The following is a 20218-nucleotide window of genomic DNA, read 5'->3' on the forward strand; positions in this document are numbered from 1 at the left end:
GGCTGTACGGGTGGTACAGGGTCCGTGCTCACAACGCGCGCCCGGCGGCGCGGTGACTGGCGGTGACTCTAGAGCGGTGCCCGGCGACCTGACAGCGGCGCTGACCGGGATGTGACGCTCTTGTTATGACCGTCGATGAGCGTTTTGCCCTCATGCTCCTTACATTCGGCGCGGACGCCGAGCGGAGCGTGAACTGGCACTTCCCGCAGGGGATTTGAGGCTGATCATGGTCCGGACGTCCGCATATCGGATGGGGCGCGCGGGGCGGGGGAGGGGCCGGTGCAGCGGAGGGGGCCCGGCGGCGGTGGCGCCCTCCGCGTGCGCTACGGAGCGTTACGGTGCGCGGGGGCGTACGGCGTGGCGCGCACGACGGGGCTCAGGCGCCCGGGGGCGTACGGCGGCGGCTCCGCTCCCTCTTCGGGAACGGGGCCGCCGGGACGCCGTGGGTGCCGCGCGGAGCACGGCAGTGCTGTCAGGGGATCAGCCGCGGTGGTACACCGACGCGTCCACGTCGCGCAGCATGCAGGTCAGCCGGGCGCTGCAGACGCGCTTGCCGTCCTCGTCGGTGATCGCGATCTCGTACGTGGCGGACGAGCGGCCGCGGTGCAGCGGGGTGGCGACGCCGGTGACCAGGCCGGAGCGGGCGCCGCGGTGGTGGGTGCAGTTCAGGTCGACGCCGACCGCCAGCTTGGTGGGGCCGCCGTGCAGCATCGCGCCCACCGAGCCGAGGGTCTCGGCGAGCACCGCGGAGGCGCCGCCGTGCAGCAGCCCGTACGGCTGGGTGTTGCCCTCGACCGGCATGGTGCCGACGATCCGCTCCGGCGCGGCCTCCAGGACCTGCACGCTCATCCGCGTACCGAGGTGACCGGCGGAGAACAGTGCGGCGAGGTCCAGGCCGAGACCGGCCCACTGGTCGATGATCTCCTGCGGAAACGTGGTCGCGCGCTGCTCGCCCATGTCCTGCGGCTCCGTTCGTGTGCCGGTGGCGGCGGTCGTGGCGCGCCGGAGCGGCGCCGGTCCGACGCCGGTCGTTGAGTCGTGCACGTTCTTATCAGGCCAGGGAGCGGCGGTACGGGCCGGGGCGGCGGCCCGTACCGTACGCGCCGTCCGGCCAGGTCCGTGCCGTCCGGTCAGGTCCGTGCCGTCCGGTCAGGTCTGCGGCGGCACCGGCTCCAGGCGGACCACCAGCGACTTCGAGGCGGGGGTGTTGCTGGTGTCGGCGGTGTGGTCGAGCGGCACCAGGACGTTGGTCTCCGGGTAGTACGCCGCCGCGCAGCCACGCGCCGTCGGGTAGTGGACGACGCGGAAGCCGGGCGCGCGCCGCTCCGTGCCGTCGGTCCACTCGCTGACGAGGTCCGTGTACGAGCCGTCGGCCAGGCCGAGCGCGCGGGCGTCCTCGGGGTTGACCAGGACGACGCGGCGGCCGTTCTTGATGCCGCGGTAGCGGTCGTCGAGGCCGTAGATCGTGGTGTTGTACTGGTCGTGCGAGCGCAGCGTCTGGAGGAGCAGCCGGCCTTCGGGCAGGTGCGGGTACTCCACGGGCGCGGCCGTGAAGTTGGCCTTGCCGGTGGCCGTGGGGAAGCTGCGGCTGTCGCGCGGGGCGTGCGGGAGGGCGAAGCCGCCGGGGCGGGCCACCTTGGCGTTGAAGTCCTCGAAGCCGGGGACGACGCGGGCGATCCGGTCGCGGACCGTGCCGTAGTCCTTCTCGAAGTCCTCCCAGGGCGTGCGGCTGTCCGGCCCGAGGGCGCGGCGCGCGAGGCGGGCCACGATGGCGGGCTCGGAGAGCAGGTGGGGGCTGGCGGGCGCGAGGCGGCCGCGCGAGGCGTGCACCATGCCCATGGAGTCCTCGACGGTCACGAACTGCTCGCCGCCCGCCTGCACGTCGCGCTCGGTGCGGCCCAGGGTGGGCAGGATCAGGGCGCGGGCGCCGGTGACGACGTGCGAGCGGTTGAGCTTGGTGGAGACGTGGACGGTCAGCCGGGCGCGGCGTACGGCGGCCTCGGTGACATCCGTGTCGGGGGTGGCGGAGACGAAGTTGCCGCCCATCGCGAAGAAGACCTTGGCGTCGCCGTCGCGCAGCGCGCGGATGGCCCGTACGACGTCGTAGCCGTGCTCGCGGGGCGGCGCGAAGCCGAACTCCTTCTCCAGGGCGTCCAGGAAGGCCGGTGCGGGGCGTTCGAAGATGCCCATCGTGCGGTCGCCCTGCACGTTGCTGTGGCCGCGCACCGGGCACACGCCCGCGCCGGGGCGGCCGATGTTGCCGCGCAGCAGCAGGAAGTTGACGACTTCCTGGATGGTGGGGACGGAGTGCTTGTGCTGGGTCAGGCCCATCGCCCAGCAGACGATCGTGCGGCGCGACGCCAGAACCATCTCCAGCGCGCGCTCGATCTCCTCGCGGGTCAGGCCTGTGGCGGCGAGCGTGGCGTCCCAGTCGTCGTCTGCGCGGGCGGCCGCGGCGAATTCCTCGAAGCCGTGAGTGTGCTCCTCGACGAACTCGGTGTCGACGGCGCCCTCGGTCTCCAGGATGAGCCGGTTCAGCGTACGGAAGAGGGCCTGGTCGCCGCCGAGGCGCACCTGGAGGAAGAGGTCGGTCAGGGCCGTGCCGCGCCCGGCGAGGCCGCGCGGGCTCTGCGGGTTCTTGAAGCGCTCCAGGCCCGCCTCGGGCAGCGGGTTGATCGAGATGATCTTCGCGCCGCCGGCCTTGGCCTGCTCCAGGGCGGAGAGCATCCGGGGGTGGTTGGTGCCCGGGTTCTGCCCGGCGACGATGATCAGATCGGCCTTGTACAGGTCCTCCAGCAGGACGCTGCCCTTGCCGATGCCGATGGTCTCGGTCAGCGCGGAGCCGGACGACTCGTGGCACATGTTCGAGCAGTCGGGCAGGTTGTTCGTGCCGAATTCGCGGGCGAAGAGCTGGTAGAGGAAGGCGGCCTCGTTGCTCGTACGGCCGGAGGTGTAGAAGACGGCCTCGTCGGGGGAGGTGAGCGCGGTCAGCTCCTCGCCGATGATGTCGAAGGCCCGCTCCCAGGACACCGGTACGTACCGGTCGGCGCCCTCGGCCAGATACATCGGCTGGGTCAGCCGGCCCTGCTGGCCGAGCCAGTAGCCGCTGCGGTCCGCGAGGTCGGAGACCGGGTGGGCGGCGAAGAAGTCGGGGGTGACGCGGCGCAGCGTGGCCTCCTCGGCCACGGCCTTGGCGCCGTTCTCGCAGAACTCGGCCGCGTGCCGGTGCTCGGGCTCGGGCCAGGCGCAGCCGGGGCAGTCGAAGCCGTCCTTCTGGTTGACCCGGAGCAGCGTCAGAGCCGTGCGGCGCACGCCCATCTGCTGCTGGGACACGCGCAGCGCATGGCCGATGGCCGGCAGGCCGACGGCGTAGTGCTCGGGCGGCGTGACCTCGGGCGAGTCCTGGATCGGGTCCGAAGCGGGCGGCTTGCCTGCCATGGCGCTCTCCCTTGAGCCGAGTGGTGTGCTGTTGGGGTACGGCGCCGCCGACACCGCGGGGCGACGATAGGTGCCGTATACAGAATCCTGTCACGGACGGCTGACGGCGGCGCCGCCGCGGTCGTCGCGGCGGGGATTGTCAGTGGGGCGTGGCAGGATCGGGGTGTGGCAGCAAAGGCAGCGAAGAAGAGCGAAGCGACCGGCACCGAAGCGGTGGGGGGCGGCCGTCCCCGGCTGCTCCTGATGGACGGGCATTCCATGGCGTACCGGGCGTTCTTCGCCCTGCCCGTGGAGAATTTCACCACCGCCACCGGGCAACCGACCAATGCGATCTACGGCTTCGCGTCGATGCTCGCGAACACCCTGCGTGACGAGGCACCCACGCACTTCGCGGTGGCCTTCGACGTCTCCCGCAAGACCTGGCGCTCCGAGGAGTTCCCCGACTACAAGGCGAACCGCACCAAGACGCCCGACGAGTTCAAGGGCCAGGTCGAGCTGATCGGCGAGATGCTGGACGCGATGCACGTCAAGCGTTTCGCCGTGGAGGGCTTCGAGGCCGACGACGTCATCGCCACCCTCGCCACCCAGGCCACCGCCCAGGGCTTCGAGGTCTCCATCGTCACCGGTGACCGCGACTCCTTCCAGCTGGTCACCGACGACGTCACGGTGCTGTACCCGACCAAGGGCGTCTCCGAGCTGACCCGCTTCACCCCGGAGAAGGTCCAGGAGAAGTACGGCCTGAGCCCCGCCCAGTACCCGGACTTCGCGGCGCTGCGCGGCGACCCGTCCGACAACCTGCCCGGCATCCCCGGCGTCGGCGAGAAGACCGCCGCGAAGTGGATCAACCAGTTCGGTTCGTTCGCGGAGCTGGTGGAGCGGGCCGAGGAGGTCAAGGGCAAGGCCGGGCAGAATTTCCGCGACCACCTGGAGGCGGTCAAGCTCAACCGCGTCCTGACCGAGATGGTGCGCGACGTGGAGCTGCCCTGCGGCCCCGCCGAGCTGGCGCGCGCGGCGTACGACCGCTCGGCGCTGACCGTCTTCCTGGAGGGCCTGGAGATCCGCAACCAGGGGTTGCGGGAGCGGCTGCTCGCCGCCGACCCGGGCGCGGCGGAGGCCGAGGACACCGGGCCCGCGCCCGCCGAGGTGGAGATCGACGGCACGGTCGCCGGCGCCGGCGAGCTGGCCCCCTGGCTGGCCGAGCACGGCGGCAAGCTGCTGGGCGTCTCCACGGTCGACACCTGGACGGTGGGCAGCGGCAGCGTCGCCGAGGTCGCCCTGGCCACCGCCGAGGGGCCGGCCGTCTGGTTCGACCCCACCGAGCTGGACGAGGCCGACGAGCGGGCCTTCGCCGCCTGGAGCGCCGACCCGACGCGCCACAAGGTCATGCACAACGTCAAGGGCCTGATGCGGGTCTTCGGCGAGCACGGCTGGAGCATCGAGGGCGTCACGATGGACACCGCCCTCGCCGCCTACCTGGTCAAGCCCGGCCGCCGCTCCTTCGCGCTGGACGCGCTGTCCGTCGAGTACCTGGGCCGCGACCTGGCCCCGGCCGCCGAGAGCGACGGCCAGCTGGCCTTCGGCGCCGACGACCGCGCCCAGGCGGACGCCCTGATGAACCAGGCCCGCACGGTCCTGGACCTCGGCGCCGCCATGACCACCAAGCTCGACGAGGTCGGCGCGGCCGGTCTGCTGCGCGACCTGGAGCTGCCCACCAGCGTGCTGCTGGCCCGGATGGAGCGGGCCGGCATCGCCGCCGACCGCGGCTGGCTGGAGCGCATCGAGCAGCAGTTCGCCGCCGCCGTCCAGCAGGCCGTGCAGGAGGCGCACGCCGCGGCGGGCCACGAGTTCAACCTCGGCTCGCCCAAGCAGCTCCAGGAAGTCCTCTTCGGCGAGCTGGGCCTGCCCAAGACCAAGAAGACCAAGACCGGTTACACCACCGACGCCGACGCCCTGGCCTGGCTCGCCGCGCAGACCGAGAACGAACTCCCCGTGATCATGCTGCGCCACCGGGAGCAGTCCAAGCTGCGCACCACGGTCGAGGGTCTGATCAAGACGATCGCGGCGGACGGCCGCATCCACACCACCTTCAACCAGACCGTCGCCGCCACCGGCCGCCTCTCCTCCACCGAGCCGAACCTGCAGAACATCCCGGTCCGCACCGACGAGGGCCGCGCGATCCGCCGCGGCTTCGTCGTCGGCGAGGGGTACGAATCCCTGCTGACCGCCGACTACAGCCAGATCGAGCTGCGCGTGATGGCCCACCTCTCCGAGGACGCGGGCCTGATCGAGGCGTTCACCTCCGGCGAGGACCTGCACACCACCGTCGCCTCCCAGGTCTTCTCGGTCGCCAAGACCGAGGTGGACCCGGAGATGCGCCGCAAGATCAAGGCGATGTCCTACGGCCTGGCGTACGGCCTGTCGGCGTTCGGCCTCTCCCAGCAGCTCGGCATCCAGCCCGACGAGGCCCGCCGCCTGATGGACACCTTCTTCGAGCGGTTCGGCGGAGTGCGCGACTACCTCCAGGACGTCGTCGACAAGGCCCGCGCCACCGGCTACACCGAGACGATCATGGGCCGCCGCCGCTACCTCCCCGACCTGAACAGCGACAACCGCCAGCGCCGCGAGATGGCCGAGCGGATGGCGCTGAACGCCCCCATCCAGGGCACCGCCGCCGACATCGTCAAGGTGGCCATGCTGCGGGTCGACGAGGCGATGCGGGCGGCCGGTCTCACCTCCCGGATGCTGCTCCAGGTGCACGACGAAATCGTGGTCGAGGTGGCGCCCGGCGAGCGCAAGCAGGTCGAGGAGCTGGTGCGGCGCGAGATGGCGGGCGCCGTGGAGCTGCGCGCCCCGCTGGACGTGTCGGTCGGCTCCGGCGGGGACTGGGAGTCGGCGGCGCACTGAGCCGTGTGACGAGTGGTGCACTGAGCCGTGTGCCGGAGGGGAGGCGCCGCGCGTACGGACGGGGGTGCGGCGCCTCTGCCGTCCGGCCGCGCGTGCGGCGCCTCCGCCTTCTGGCCGCTCGGGTGATGCCGCTGCCTCCCGGCCGCTTGCGCGGCGCCCTCGCCTCCCGGCCGCGCGGACGGCCGTTTACGGCCGCGCGCCGGAGCGGTCGTACGCGACTGTGCCGTCGGCCCGGCGCGTGCGGCGGTGCAGCAGCCGTACCGCCACCGCGTACAGCGGCAGCCCGAGGGCGAGCCCCGCTCCCGCGCCGAAGAGCACGGTCGGCACGTAGTCGAACCAGGTCACGGCCAGCTCCCCGAACTGGGCGCGGGCCCGCAGCGTACGGTGCACACCGCCGCCGACCAGGCACAGCGCGACCAGGGCCACGCCGAGCAGCCGCCGCCCTCCGGTCAGTACCGGCAGCCCGGCCGGAGCGGGGGTCTTTGGCGCCTGCCGCAGTGCGGTCCACAGGAACCAGCCGATCAGGGCCAGGGCCAGCGCCGACGTGCCGTACTGGACGTACGTGCAGAGCGGGAAGCCCCCGACGACCTCGTTGAGGACGGGCACCAGCCGGGTGCCCCAGCGGCCCGGATGTGTGAACGCGTCCCAGACGATGTGGGTCAGCGCGCCCAGCACCGCCGAGACGTAGAACCACACGGTGAACGCCGCGAGCGGCCTGCCGCCCGCCGGCCAAGGGCGGCCGCGCACCACCGCGTACACCCCGCCGCGCCAGGCCTCCGGCAGCAGTGCCACCAGCGGTTCGCGCAGCAGCAGCCAGCCGCCCACGAGCAGCGCGGTGACCAGCACGTCCACCGTGAGCATGCCCGGCAGCCCGTGCGTGACGTCGCCGAAGAGCATGGCACCGGGCACCACGGAGTCCGCGTAGTAGGTCAGGTCCGGCGCGAACGATCCGGCGACGAGAGCCGAGGCGACCAGCGGCCCGCGCGCCGTCCCGGTCCGCCGCAGGGCCGGGAGCACCGCGGCGGCATGGCTGAGTGTGAACGGCATGACTCTCTCCCTGATCGTTTAAGATCAGTATGTCTGGCGTTGAGAGCAGTAGATGCTCGCCGGAAGTTGTCGTAGTGTCACGTGAGTTGGGAGCGCCGGGGAGCGCATCACGGCGCCGTGCGCGCGGTGGATCAACGCGGAGGGGACGGGCAGCAGATGGCAGCCACATTCGGGCGGCGGCTCCGCAAAGGAGCGGCCTCGACGGCGGTGGCGGCGCTCGCGCTGGCCGCCCTGACCGCGTCCCAGGCGCCGGGCGCGGCCGAGGCCAGGACCGGGAACACCAACGGGGAGCCCACCGCGCCGTCGGGCGACACACCCATCGACGGCGGCTCGCCCTACTTCACCGACCTGCCGCCCCTGAACAGCCCGGTCAAGCCCGGGGGTACGCCCGGCACCGGCGGCCCGGCCGCCACCGGACCGGCCGAGGCCGGCATCCCCGCCACCGTCCTGGACGCGTACAAGAAGGCCGAGGCCCGCGTCGCCCAGTCCGACCCCGGCTGCCGGCTGCCCTGGCAACTGCTCGCCGCCATCGGCAAGGTGGAATCCGGCCACGCCCGCGGCGGCGCCGTGGACGACGAGGGCACCACCATCCAGCGCATCACCGGCCCGCAACTCAACGGCAACGGCTTCGCGAAGATCACCGACACCGACCACGGCGTCTTCGACGGCGACACCACGCACGACCGCGCGGTCGGCCCGATGCAGTTCATCCCCTCGACCTGGTCCACGGGCGGCCCCGACGGCACCGGCTGGGGCGCCGACGGCAACGGCGACGGCAAGAAGGACCCCAACAACATCTACGACGCCGCCCTCGGCGCCGGCCGCTACCTCTGCGCCAACAACCGGGATCTGTCCGTGCAGGGCGATCTGGACAAGGCGATCCTCGGCTACAACCCGTCGAGGGAGTACCTGAACACGGTCCTGTCCTGGGTCGCCTTCTACCGCAAGGGCACCCACGAGGTCCCCGACGGCAAGGGCCTGCTGCCGGTGCACCGCGGTGGCACGGGCAGCGGCCGGGACGTCGCCGCGGGCGCCGGGCCCACTCCGGGCCGTACGACGTTCCCCGGCCCCCGGACCGGCACCGGACACGGCGACGGCGGCAAGGACACCGGCGGCAAGACCACCGAGCCCGGCCCCGGCGGCAGCAAGCCGGGCGGCGGCACGCCGGGCGGCGGCAAGCCGACGACCCCGCCCACCGGCCCCGGCCCTGCCAAGCCCGACCCCACCAAGCCGCCGACCACCCCGCCCACCAAGCCGCCGACCAAGCCCGCGCCGGTCACCGCACTGGAGCGGCTCGGCGCCAAGGACCTCACGGCCACCGCGGGCGAGGACTTCGCCGAGCCGGTACGCGTACGGGCGAAGAACGCCGACGGCAAGCGGGTCGCGGGCGTACCGGTCGACTTCCGTGTCGTCGGCGAGACCGGCGCCCGTTTCGCGGGCAAGACCGACCACGCCACCGTCCTGACCGGCGCCGACGGCATCGCCACCGCGCCGAAGCTCAGCGCGGGCGACCGGGCCGGCAGCTTCACCGTCCGGGCGACCGCGGTGGGCCGCCAGGTGCCGCCGACCGACGTCCGCGCCACCGTCAAGGCCGAGCCCGCGCCCGAGCCCAAGGCCGACGCGCTGGCCCGCACCTCCGACAAGGAGCTGACGGCCAAGGCCGGCACGTCCTTCGCCGAGGGCGCCGTCGAGGTCAAGGCCACCTACCAGGGCAAGATCGCGGCGGGTGTCGCGGTGACCGCGACCATGGTCACCGACGACCCGAAGCAGCCCGTGGAGAACGACGAAGGGCCGTACTTCGCGGGTGGCGGCACGGGTGCGACCACTGGTGGTGCTGCCGGTGCTGCCGGTGCGGGCAAGGACTCCGGCACGGATGCGGGCAAGGCCAAGGCCGACGGCAAGGACAAGGCCGAGGACAAGCCGGTCCGCAGCCTCACCCTCAAGACCGGCGCCGACGGCCTGCTCAAGCTGCCGGAGATCCGCACCGACGGGCGGGCCGGCACCTTCCTGCTGCGCCTGACCACCGCCGACGGCGCGGTCCTGACCGTGAAGCTGACCGTCACGCCGTAACGGCCGCGCGTACGCCGAAGCCACTGCCACCGCCGTCCCGCTCCCACCGAGCCGGACGGCGGTGGCATTCGCGGTCCCGGGAGGCGGCCGTGGTGCAACGTGTTCTCATCTGCGCCGCCCGTTGCTACGGTGCCCCAGCCCTGATGCCCTGACGCCTTGGCGACGACCCGTTGACGCCCTGACAGCTCAAGGGAGGCCGACCATGCGCGCACTGACAGCCGTCGCGATCGGACTGGCCGCGGCCTTCGCCCTCGTCCTCGCCGTCACCGCGGCCGGTGTGCCCAGCGGCGAGACCTCACCCGAACCGCTGCGCACCACGGTCCCCGCACACCCCTGAGAGGGAGGGCGCCACCGCCATGCGACGCAAAGCCAGCCTGGTCCTGCTCGCCTTCGCCGTCTTCTTCGCCACGCTGTCCCCGCTGCTGCGCTGGTACGCCTTCCCCCGGCTCGCCAAGATCCCGCCGAACCAGTACCAGGACATGGTCCTGGAGGCGAAACCCGCCACCCTCCTCGACTACGGCACGATGCGGGCCCGCCAGGTCCCCAAGGTCTCCATCGTCCAGACCCTCAAGGGCAACGTCGAGGAGTCCGAACGCATCGAGCGGACCGCCGGCCGCGACGTCGTGGTCTGGGACGCCCTCTCCCACGTCGTGGGCCCCGACGGCAAGATGGTCTCCCAGATCCCCGAGCGCTACATCTTCGACGCCCACACCCAGGAACCCGTGCACGCCACCGGGGAAATGGTCGACGGCGATCCCGTACGGCGCACCGGCATCGAGTTCAAGTGGCCCTTCCTCACGGAGCCGCGCGACTACGACTATTTCGACGCGCAGACCCGTACCTCCGCCCCCATCCACTACCGGGGCACCCGCACCTTCCGTGGCCTGGACGTGTACTACTTCGAGCAGACCATCCCCTGGACCAAGGTCCCGCTCCCGAAGAAGATGCCGGTCCAGGGCATCACCCCGCAGGCCGTCGAGAAGGCCGGCACCAGCCGCTGGTACAGCACCAAGCGGATGTTCTGGGTGGATCCGGTCACCGGCGCGCCCGTCAACGGGGAAGAACTCCACCGCGAGGAGCTGCGCGGCGGCAGCCTCGTCCCCGGCGGCGGCAAGGTCACCGCCTTCTCCGGACACGTCAAGATGCGGCCGGACTACGTGGCGGCCACCGTCGACCTCGTGACCTCGCAGCGCCGGCTCGTCCTGCTCCTCACCAGCTACCTGCCCTGGGGTTTCCTCGGCCTCGGCGCCGCGCTCCTCACCCTGAGCCTCGTACTGGAGGCACGCGGCCGCCGCCCGGACCGGGGGCGCCCGGAGCCGGAGCGTGCCGAGCCCGTCAGCTCCGCGTGATACCGAGCCCGTCAGCTCTGCTGAACCGAGGGGGCCGGCTCTGCTGGCACCGAGCGGGTCAGCTCCGCTTGAACCGAGCGGGTCAGCTCCGCTTGAGGCGCGCCGTCGTGTACCGGGTCGGCTGGGCGCCCGACGGGTCCTCGGGCCAGGGGTGCTTCGGGTACCGGCCGCGCAACTCAGCCCGTACGGACCGGTAACCGTCCTTCCAGAAGGACGCCAGATCGGCCGTGACGGCCGCCGGACGTCCGGCGGGGGACAGCAGGTGTACGAGGACGGGGACGCGGCCGCCCGCAACCCGGGGAGACTCCTGCCAGCCGAACAGTTCCTGGAGCTTGACGGCCAGCACGGGCTGCTCGCCGCCGTAGTCCACCCGGATCCGCGACCCGCTCGGCACCTCGATGCGCTCCGGCGCCAGCTCGTCGAACCGGACCGCCGCCCCGCTCGCCCACGGCAGCAGCCGCGCCAGCGCCTGGCCCGCGTCGATCCGCTCCAGGTCGGCGCGCCGCCGTGCCCGGCCCAGCTCCACGCCGAGCCAGGCGTCGAGCTGGTTCAGGAGCGCCTCGTCCGAGACGTCGGGCCAGTCGCCGTCCAGTACCCGGTGCAGGAAGGCCATCCGCTGCCGCAGCGACCGGGCGCCGTCGGTCCAGCGCAGCAGGCCGAGGCCGTCCCCGCGCAGCCCGTCCCCGCGCAGACCGTCCTCCAGGGCCTCCCGGACGAGGGCGGGGGCCGGGGAGCGCAGTGGGCGGGCCACCAGTTCGACGGCGCCGAGCCGTTCGACGGAACGGGCCACCACGTCCCCGTCGGCCCAGCGGACCTCCTCGCCCGACGCGTACAGCGCTCCGGCCGCAGCGCGCGCGGTGTCCTCGTCGATCACGGCCGCCAGCCGGACCCGCGCGGACGCCGCCGCCACGGGCCGGTCGGCGACCGCCACGGCCAGCCACGGCGCGCTGCGCAGCCGTGAACCGTCCGTCAGCTCGGCTCCGGTCCCCGACGCCATCAGGAACGCGCCCGCGCCCCGGGCCCGCGCCACCCGCTCGGGGAACGCGAGGGCGGCCACCAGCCCGGCGGCCGCGTCGTCACCTTCACCGGCACCGGCGTCCGTACCAGCCCCCGTACTGGCCTTTGTACCCGCACCGGCCCTTGCGCCGGCACCGTTGGCGGAACGGTCCGGGCCGGCCTCCGGCGCCGCGTCCGTGCGCTCTTCGGGCCGCTTCCGCGAGCCGGTAGTCACCGCCGAGGCCAGCCGGCGGGCCTCCTGGCGCCAGCGGGCACCGTACGCGTCCTGCCCCCGCCGGGCCGTACGCCACGCGGCCGCCAGATCGTCCCCGTACTCGCGCGGCGGCTCCTCGCTCAGCAGCGCGACCACCTCGGCGGCACGGCGCTCACCGATCTGGTGTGCGCCGTCCAGCAGCGCGCGCGCCAGGCGCGGGTGCAGGCCGAGCCGGGACATCCGTACGCCCCGGTCCGTGACCCGGCCGTCCGCACCCACCGCGCCGATCGCCGTCAGCACCTCGCGCGCGGCGGCCAGCGCACCGGCGGGCGGCGCGTCGAGCAGGGCCAGGCCCGCCACGTCCGGATCACCCCAGCAGGCGGCCTGCAACGCGAACGCGGTGAGGTCCGCGACCTTGATCTCCGGCGCCGGGAAGCGCGGCAGCCGCCCGTCCTCGCCCTCGGACCAGCAGCGGTAGACCGTTCCCGGCGCCTCCCGCCCGGCCCGCCCCGCACGCTGCCGCGCCGACGCCTGGGAGGCCCGTACGGTCGTCAGCGCGCTCAGTCCCCGCGCATGATCGGTACGGGGTTCCCGCGCCAGTCCGCAGTCCACGACCACCCGCACACCCGGCACCGTCAGGCTCGACTCGGCCACCGAGGTCGCCAGCACCACCCGGCGCCGGTCGGCGTCCCCGGCCAGCACCGCGTCCTGGACGGCGGCCGGCGCCCGCCCGTGCACCTGCAACACCTCGGTACCGGCGTCCGCGACCTCACCCAACTGCCCCGCCACCCGCGCGATCTCGCCGACCCCCGGCAGGAAACACAGCACGTCCCCCGACTGCTCGCGCAGCGCCCGCCGCACCGTCGCCGCGACGTGCCCGAGCAGCGCCGGATCGACCCGCATACCGTGCGCGGGCCGCACCGGCCGCTCCGGCGGCGCCCAGACGACCTCCACGGGATGGGACACTCCGGCGGCCTCGACCACCGGGGCTGCGCCTTCCGCGCCGCTCGCGGTGCCGTCGCCACTGCCCAGCAGACGGGCCCAGCCCGCCGCGTCCGTCGTCGCCGAGGCCGCGATCAGCCGCAGCTCCGGGCGCAGCGTCGCCCGTACGTCCAGGAGGAAGGCGGCGGCGGTGTCGGCGTCCAGATGCCGCTCGTGACACTCGTCGAGCAGCACGGCGTCGACGCCCGACAGCTCGGGGTCCCGCTGCAACCGTTGCAGCAGCACACCGGTGGTCACGACCTCGACGACCGTACGGGGCCCGGCCCGGCGCTCGCCGCGCACGGTGAAGCCGACCCGGTCGCCCACCTGCTCACCCAGCAGCCAGGCCATCCGCCGGGCGGCGGCACGGGCCGCGATCCGGCGCGGCTCGGCGACGAGCACGCGGCGGGGGGCGTGCGCAGCGGTTCCCGAACCGTTCTGACTGGTCAGGCCGGCCAGCGCCAGCGGCACCAGGGTCGTCTTGCCGGTGCCCGGGGGCGCGCAGAGCACCGCCGCGCCGTGCCCGGCCAGCGCTTGCTCCAGGGCGGGCAGGGCGGTCCGTACGGGCAACTGGGCGAGGGCGTCGTGGCGGATCACGCCACCAGTTTCCCGGAACGGTCGGGGCGGGGTGGTGCGGGGCGTTGCCGGACCGTTCCTTCAGACCACGGCCCGGACCGTTCCTTCAGTCCGCGACGCAGACCCGTTTCTTCCGTCCGCGACGCAGACCGTTCCTTCAGTCCGCGACGCAGACGATCTCAGCCCGCGACGCAGGCCACCGCAGCCCGCGACGCAGGCCACCTCGGGCCCTGACGCAGGCCGCCTCCGCCCGCGGCCAGAGCCACCTCAGTCCGCGACGCACACGAAGATCGCCGTGCCGGGGATCAGGTTCCCGCGCAGCGGCGACCAGCCGCCCCATTCCTGGGTGTTCCACTCCGGCCACTCCGGCTCGACCAGGTCCACCAGCCGGAAGCCCGCGGCAGCCACGTCCCGCACCCGGTCGCCCAGCGTCCGGTGGTGCTCCACGTACACCGCCCGGCCCGTCTCGTCCTGTTCGACGTAGGGCGTGCGGTCGAAGTAGGACGCGCCGACGCTCAGGCCCTCCGGGCCCGGCTCGTCGGGGAAGGCCCAGCGGATCGGGTGGGTCACCGAGAACACCCAGCGACCACCCGGCCGCAGCACCCGCCGTACCTCCCGCAGCACGCGCACCGGGTCGGCGACGAAGGGGATCGCCCCGTAGGCGGAGCACGCGAGGTCGAAGGAGGCGTCACGGAAGGGCAGCGCGCCCGCGTCCGCCTCGACCAGTCCGACCTGCGCCGACACGCCCGGGGCCGGGCCCGGGCCGGTGGGCTCCGCCGGTTCGGCGGTGGGCTCCGCCCCCGTACCGATCCGCAGCGCGTGCTGGAGCTGCCGGTGCGAGAGGTCGAGGGCCACCGGGTGGGCGCCCTGCGCCGCCAGCCAGCGGGAACACTGGGCCGCACCCGCCCCGATCTCCAGGACGCGCCGTCCCTTCAGCTCGGTCGCGGGCCCCAGGAGCCCGGCCTCCGCCTCGTCCAGCCCCTCGGGGCCCCAGACGAACCGGTCGTCCCCCAGGAACGCACCGTGATCGTTCTGGTACTCGTCCGCATTGCGGTCCCACCAGCCGCGGCTGGCCCGGCTGCTCTCCGTGTCCGAGGCGGCACGTCGTGTCGCCTCCGGTTCGTACTCTTGGATCATTGCGCCCGTCGTCGTACTCTTCGCTGAGCTTGTGGCTGCCGGTGGCCCAGAGGCCCGCACGGCCTCGCGGAACATGGCGTGTGCCGGTTATGGGGCGTTCCGCCCCGGGTGTGCGTCTTCGCGCATTGACCGTGTCCGGCTGCCCCCGTATGCTACAAGTTGCGCTGCGGGCCTGCGCACCTCAGACGGAGCAGGTCGCGCTCGCATCTGTATGTATGTCCCCTCGGTTTTCGGGACGCTGCCGGTGCTTCGGTTGGTTAGGAGTGCCGGGTTCAGCCGTCCCTGACGCTGTCCGGTCTTATGCAGAAGCGATACAGGCTCTCGGCGTAGCAGTACCTACGACTTCAATGTCCGTACCGGAGCCCTTTCCCACATGACGAGCAGCACCGAGACCACCGCCACCACCCCGCAGGTTGCGGTCAACGACATCGGTAACGAGGAAGCCTTCCTCGCCGCGATCGACGAGACGATCAAGTACTTCAACGACGGCGACATCGTCGACGGCGTCATCGTGAAGGTCGACCGGGACGAGGTCCTGCTCGACATCGGTTACAAGACCGAAGGCGTTATCCCGAGCCGCGAGCTCTCGATCAAGCACGACGTCGACCCCAACGAGGTCGTCGCCGTGGGTGACGAGATCGAGGCCCTTGTTCTCCAGAAGGAGGACAAGGAAGGCCGCCTGATCCTCTCGAAGAAGCGCGCCCAGTACGAGCGTGCCTGGGGCACCATCGAGAAGATCAAGGAAGAGGACGGGATCGTCACCGGTACCGTCATCGAGGTCGTCAAGGGTGGTCTCATCCTCGACATCGGCCTTCGTGGCTTCCTGCCGGCCTCCCTGGTCGAGATGCGCCGCGTGCGCGACCTGCAGCCCTACGTGGGCAAGGAGCTCGAGGCCAAGATCATCGAGCTGGACAAGAACCGCAACAACGTGGTCCTGTCCCGCCGTGCCTGGCTGGAGCAGACCCAGAGCGAGGTCCGTCAGACCTTCCTCACCACCCTCCAGAAGGGTCAGGTGCGCTCCGGCGTCGTCTCCTCCATCGTCAACTTCGGTGCCTTCGTGGACCTGGGTGGCGTGGACGGCCTGGTGCACGTCTCCGAGCTGTCCTGGAAGCACATCGACCACCCCTCCGAGGTCGTCGAGGTCGGCCAGGAGGTCACGGTCGAGGTCCTGGACGTCGACATGGACCGCGAGCGCGTCTCCCTGTCGCTCAAGGCGACCCAGGAAGACCCGTGGCAGCAGTTCGCCCGGACCCACCAGATCGGTCAGGTCGTCCCGGGTAAGGTCACCAAGCTCGTTCCGTTCGGTGCGTTCGTGCGCGTCGACGAGGGCATCGAGGGCCTGGTCCACATCTCCGAGCTGGCCGAGCGCCACGTGGAGATCCCGGAGCAGGTCGTCCAGGTCAACGACGAGATCTTCGTCAAGGTCATCGACATCGACCTGGAGCGTCGCCGGATCTCGCTGTCGCTGAAGCAGGCCAACGAGTCCTTCGGCGCCGACCCGACGGCGGTCGAGTTCGACCCGACCCTGTACGGCATGGCCGCGTCCTACGACGACCAGGGCAACTACATCTACCCCGAGGGCTTCGACCCGGAGACCAACGACTGGCTGGAGGGCTACGAGGCCCAGCGCGAGGCGTGGGAGACCCAGTACGCCGAGGCGCAGCAGCGCTTCGAGCAGCACCAGGCCCAGGTCATCAAGTCGCGCGAGGCCGACGAGCAGGCTGCGGCCGAGGGCGCGGCGGCTCCGGCCGCGGGCGGCTCGGGCAACGCCGGCGGCGGCAACGTCTCCGGTGGCTCGTACTCCTCGGAGTCGGCGGACAACTCCGGCGCCCTGGCGTCGGACGAGGCCCTGGCCGCGCTGCGCGAGAAGCTGGCCGGCGGCCAGAGCTGATCGCGTCCCGGTGCCGGTGAGCGCCGTCGGCAGGAGCCGGTGAGCGCTGACAGGTAGGACATGGAAGGCCCGCTCCCCTTGTGGGGGCGGGCCTTCGTCGTGTTCGGGGCGGAAGGTGTTCGGGGTGGAGGGAGCCCGGGGGCGGGGGTGTCTGGGGCAGGGGTTGTTCTACGGGAGGCGGGGGCTTATCCGACCGGGACGCCCGGGGTGGCGGTCCCGCGTCCGCCCGTGACCGCGTTGTCGCCGGAAATCGTCACTGGACAGTTGGACGCGTTGTAGTTGGTGATGTGGAAGCTGTAGCGGTTCGGGCCCGACGCTCCGCTGAGGTCGGACCGGTTGCCGCGGAAGACCGTGCCGCAGCCCCAGCCCGGCTGCTGGCTGTGCGTCTCGTAACCGTTGTTACGGGTGTGCTTGCCGGTGTTGCCCTCCACCAGGACCTTGTTGCCCTTGATGTCGGCCCACGAGTCGTCGTAGTGGGCGCCGGTCAGCCCGCTGCCGTCGAACGTGTTACCGATGATCTTCGCCCCGGTGGTGCCCTCCTTGATGTCGATGTTCTCGCCACCGACACCGGGCCCGATGGTGTTGCGCAGGATCTGCACGTTGTCGCTCTTGTCCCCGGTCCCGCCCGCGCTGCCCACGTACACCCCCTCGCCCATGCCGCTGCCGTCCCGCCCGGTGTCGTAGATCCGCGAGTCCTTGATGACGCCGTCCTTGCTGGACTTGCGGAAGTGCACCCCCTCCATGTCCAGGCCGTGCACGGTGACGGAGTCGAGGACCACACCGTTCGCCGCGTCCGTCACGATGCCCTTCTGACCGCCGGTGACGGTGATGCCCCGTACCGTCCAGTACGAGGCGCCGTTCAGGTGGAGCCCGTAACCGCCGCCCGCGGTCAGTACGGCCTTGGCCGAGCCGGTGAGAGTGATCCGCGCGGAGGCGCCGGCCGCGGTGGCGGCCTTGAAATTGCCCTTGTACGCACCGTCCGCGAGCCTGATGGTGTCGCCGGGCTTGGCAGCTGACAGCGCGCTCTTGAGCTGCGCGGCGGTGGAGACCTCGATGGTGCGGGCAGGGACCGGAATGACGGCCGAGGCGGAGGCTGGGGCAGGCCCCGGAGTGCTCCCGTGCGCCGAGGCGGAGTCCGGGAGCAGAGCGCCGACGCTCAGCAGCGCGGCGGCGGGGAGCGGCAGAAGAAAACGCGTACGCATCGAGGCGCCTTCCTGTACGTGAACGGAGAACGTCACCATGAACAGGGAACGGTGGTGAAGGTAGCACCGATCGATGCGCGGTCAACTGTGGGAGGCCGGTGAGGTGTTGGGGGAGCGGTGGCGGCAGGATCGACCTCAGGGGCCGGATGGGAATCGACCGGCGTGGCGCGTCAGCCCGGGCGTCGGTGTGGCTGACTGGCCCACCAGGCTCCACCGCCCCACCAGCCCCCATCGCCCCAGACCTCCCTGACCTCGGATGTTCACCGACATGAACGTCCGAGTGTGTGTCTCGCCTCCGTCCCGAAACCTGCGACCCATGACCCGCGATCTATGACCCGCGACCCGTGACCCGCGACCCGCAAGGCGACGGTCGGCGTAGCGATCACGTACCCCCGTCCGTGCGGCACCGGCGGGTGGTGGATCGCCGCGGGAATGCCGGGAGCACGTACGACGTTCTGGGGGACGGACATCGAGGAGGAGCGGTCACTGTGTTGGATCCCCAGGGTTTGTACGAATGGGAGCCGAGCGGGCTCGCGGCGGTAGAGGCGATCACCGCGCGGGACTCCGCGGGGTTGGTGCTGCTGTACCACTTCGACGGCTACATCGACGCCGGTGAGACCGGCGACCAGATCGTGGAGCGGCTGCTGGGCAGCCTCACCCACCGGGTCGTCGCCCGCTTCGACCACGACCGCCTCGTCGACTACCGCGCCCGCCGGCCGCTGCTCACCTTCGAGCGCCACCGCTGGACCGCGTTCGAGACCCCGAGCATCGAACTGCGGCTCGTCGAGGACGCCACCGGTGCGCCGTTCCTGCTGCTGTCCGGCCCGGAGCCGGACGTGGAGTGGGAGCGTTTCGCCGCCGCGGTGCGGCAGATGGTGGAGCGGCTCGGCGTACGGCTGGCGGTCAACTTCCACGGCATCCCGATGGGCGTCCCCCACACCCGCCCCGTGGGCATCACCCCGCACGGCAACCGCACCGACCTCATGCCCGGCCACAGCAGCTTCTTCGACGAGGCCCAGGTACCGGGCAGTGCCGAGTCGCTGATCGAGTTCCGGCTCGCGGAGGCAGGGCACGACGTGCTGGGCGTGGCCGCGCACGTACCGCACTACGTGGCCCGTTCCCCGTACCCGGACGCGGCGCTGACGGCGCTGGAAGCGGTGACGGCCGCCACCGGACTCGTGCTGCCGACCGCGGCACACTCGCTCCGCACGGAGGCGTTGCGCACCCAGGAGGAGATCGAGCGGCAGATCTCCGAGGGGGACGAGGAACTGGTCGCGCTGGTGAGCGGCCTTGAGCACCAGTACGACGCCGTGGCCGGTGCGGAGAGCCGGGGCAACCTGGTCGCCGAGCCGATGGAACTGCCGTCCGCGGACGAGATCGGCCGGGAACTGGAGCGCTTCCTCGCGGAACGCGAAGGCGAGAACGGCGGCGCCTGAGGGCAAACCTTGAGGGCAGGCATTGAGGGCAGGCATTGAGGAACATCTGCTGCCCGTCGGTCGCCGGTCCGATGCCCGTGGCCGGGAGCGGACCGAGCCGTATAGCGTGGGCCCCATGGTGAAGGTGGGGCTTACGGGCGGTATCGGCGCAGGCAAGAGCGAGGTGTCGCGGCTGCTGGCGTCGTACGGCGCGGTGATCGTGGACGCAGACAAGATCGCACGTGAGGTGGTCGAGCCCGGCACGCCCGGACTCGCCGCCGTGACCGCCGAGTTCGGTGAGGACGTGCTGTCCGCGGACGGCACACTGGACCGCCCCAAACTGGGTGCGATCGTCTTCGCCGACCCGGAGAAACTCCAGGCCCTGAACGCGATCGTGCACCCGCTGGTGGGCGCCCGCTCGGCCGAACTGGAAGCGGCGGCCGGCCCGGACGCGGTGGTCGTGCACGACGTACCGCTGCTCACCGAGAACGGCCTCGCGCCCCTGTACGACCTGGTCGTCGTGGTCGATGCCACGCCACACACCCAACTCGACCGGCTGGTACGGCTGCGAGGCATGGCCGAGAGCGAGGCCAAGGCCCGCATGGAGACACAGGCAACACGCGAGAAGCGCCTCGCGATCGCCGACCTGGTCATCGACAACGACGGCCCTTTGGAAGCCCTGGAACCCCAGGTACGCAAGGTATGGCAACACCTCCGCGAACGAACCGGCTGAGCCATCAGGCAGATCCCCCCTGGGCGTGCTCACAAGCACCGAGGCGACTCCGAGGCGACTTTTCACGGCCGCCGGTGTGTGAAGGCAGCCCACACGGCCGGCGCCTGCCTCGGCGGGCCGGGCGCACACCCGGACAGCGCTCGCCCCGACACCCCTGACCATTGAAGCCACCGGCACCGTGATGCCAGCAGCCCAGCTCGCCGCCCCCGCACTCCGACTTCCCCGGCCCCTGCCCCCCTGCCCCCCTGCCCCCCCGCCCCCCCTG

Annotated in this window: 13 protein-coding genes; 7 read left to right on the forward strand and 6 right to left on the reverse strand. The window is 72.2% G+C overall.

What is annotated here, in order from left to right; genetic code table 11:
• Positions 1-480 precede the first annotated feature (480 nt).
• Entirely contained in the window at positions 481-957 is a 477-nt protein-coding gene (locus JXZ78_RS35805; RefSeq protein ID WP_030020997.1) for a PaaI family thioesterase, read from the reverse strand.
• Positions 958-1149: 192 nt separating this feature from the next.
• Positions 1150-3438 carry an FdhF/YdeP family oxidoreductase gene (locus JXZ78_RS35810; RefSeq protein ID WP_030020998.1) on the reverse strand — a complete coding sequence of 763 codons (2289 nt, stop codon included), beginning with the start codon at positions 3436-3438 and terminating at the stop codon, positions 1150-1152.
• Positions 3439-3603: 165 nt separating this feature from the next.
• Here JXZ78_RS35810 and polA point away from each other — a divergent pair, with 165 nt between their 5' ends.
• A complete protein-coding gene (gene polA, locus JXZ78_RS35815; protein WP_030020999.1) occupies positions 3604-6342 on the forward strand; it encodes a DNA polymerase I in 2739 nt (912 codons plus the stop codon).
• Between the two features lie 186 nt (positions 6343-6528).
• Here polA and JXZ78_RS35820 read toward each other — a convergent pair whose 3' ends face one another.
• Complete coding sequence (locus JXZ78_RS35820) at positions 6529-7389, reverse strand: DUF4184 family protein (protein WP_030021000.1); 861 nt, start codon at positions 7387-7389, stop codon at positions 6529-6531.
• Between the two features lie 156 nt (positions 7390-7545).
• Here JXZ78_RS35820 and JXZ78_RS35825 point away from each other — a divergent pair, with 156 nt between their 5' ends.
• From JXZ78_RS35825 to pgfA, 3 genes are all read left to right on the forward strand, one after another.
• Positions 7546-9459: a lytic transglycosylase domain-containing protein gene (locus JXZ78_RS35825; protein ID WP_030021001.1), complete on the forward strand. Its 1914-nt coding sequence runs from the start codon at positions 7546-7548 to the stop codon at positions 9457-9459.
• Positions 9460-9661: 202 nt separating this feature from the next.
• Positions 9662-9796: an SPW_0924 family protein gene (locus tag JXZ78_RS35830; protein ID WP_106968817.1), complete on the forward strand. Its 135-nt coding sequence runs from the start codon at positions 9662-9664 to the stop codon at positions 9794-9796.
• A 19-nt stretch (positions 9797-9815) separates the two neighbouring features.
• The gene (pgfA, locus tag JXZ78_RS35835; RefSeq protein ID WP_030021002.1) at positions 9816-10808 is read left to right on the forward strand and encodes a cell envelope lipid trafficking protein PgfA; all 993 of its coding nucleotides are present in this window, start codon (positions 9816-9818) and stop codon (positions 10806-10808) included.
• A gap of 82 nt (positions 10809-10890) precedes the next feature.
• Here the strand turns inward: pgfA and hrpB are convergent, their stop codons facing one another.
• Positions 10891-13596: an ATP-dependent helicase HrpB gene (gene hrpB, locus JXZ78_RS35840; protein WP_030021003.1), complete on the reverse strand. Its 2706-nt coding sequence runs from the start codon at positions 13594-13596 to the stop codon at positions 10891-10893.
• Positions 13597-13842: 246 nt separating this feature from the next.
• Positions 13843-14712: a class I SAM-dependent methyltransferase gene (locus JXZ78_RS35845; protein ID WP_030021004.1), complete on the reverse strand. Its 870-nt coding sequence runs from the start codon at positions 14710-14712 to the stop codon at positions 13843-13845.
• A gap of 373 nt (positions 14713-15085) precedes the next feature.
• Here JXZ78_RS35845 and rpsA point away from each other — a divergent pair, with 373 nt between their 5' ends.
• Complete coding sequence (gene rpsA / locus JXZ78_RS35850) at positions 15086-16603, forward strand: 30S ribosomal protein S1 (protein WP_030021005.1); 1518 nt, start codon at positions 15086-15088, stop codon at positions 16601-16603.
• Between the two features lie 185 nt (positions 16604-16788).
• On the opposite strand, the gene JXZ78_RS35855 is transcribed toward rpsA, so the two are convergent.
• Positions 16789-17805 carry a right-handed parallel beta-helix repeat-containing protein gene (locus JXZ78_RS35855; RefSeq protein ID WP_238783602.1) on the reverse strand — a complete coding sequence of 339 codons (1017 nt, stop codon included), beginning with the start codon at positions 17803-17805 and terminating at the stop codon, positions 16789-16791.
• A gap of 488 nt (positions 17806-18293) precedes the next feature.
• Between JXZ78_RS35855 and JXZ78_RS35860 the strand changes: the two genes are divergently transcribed.
• Positions 18294-19241, forward strand: a complete 948-nt coding sequence (locus JXZ78_RS35860) for a proteasome assembly chaperone family protein (protein WP_030021007.1) — start codon at positions 18294-18296, stop codon at positions 19239-19241.
• A gap of 115 nt (positions 19242-19356) precedes the next feature.
• A complete protein-coding gene (gene coaE / locus JXZ78_RS35865) occupies positions 19357-19953 on the forward strand; it encodes a dephospho-CoA kinase (protein WP_030021008.1) in 597 nt (198 codons plus the stop codon).
• Positions 19954-20218: the final 265 nt, after the last annotated feature.

The sequence above is a fragment of the Streptomyces monomycini genome (assembly GCF_022271435.1).
Taxonomy (GTDB): domain Bacteria; phylum Actinomycetota; class Actinomycetes; order Streptomycetales; family Streptomycetaceae; genus Streptomyces; species Streptomyces monomycini.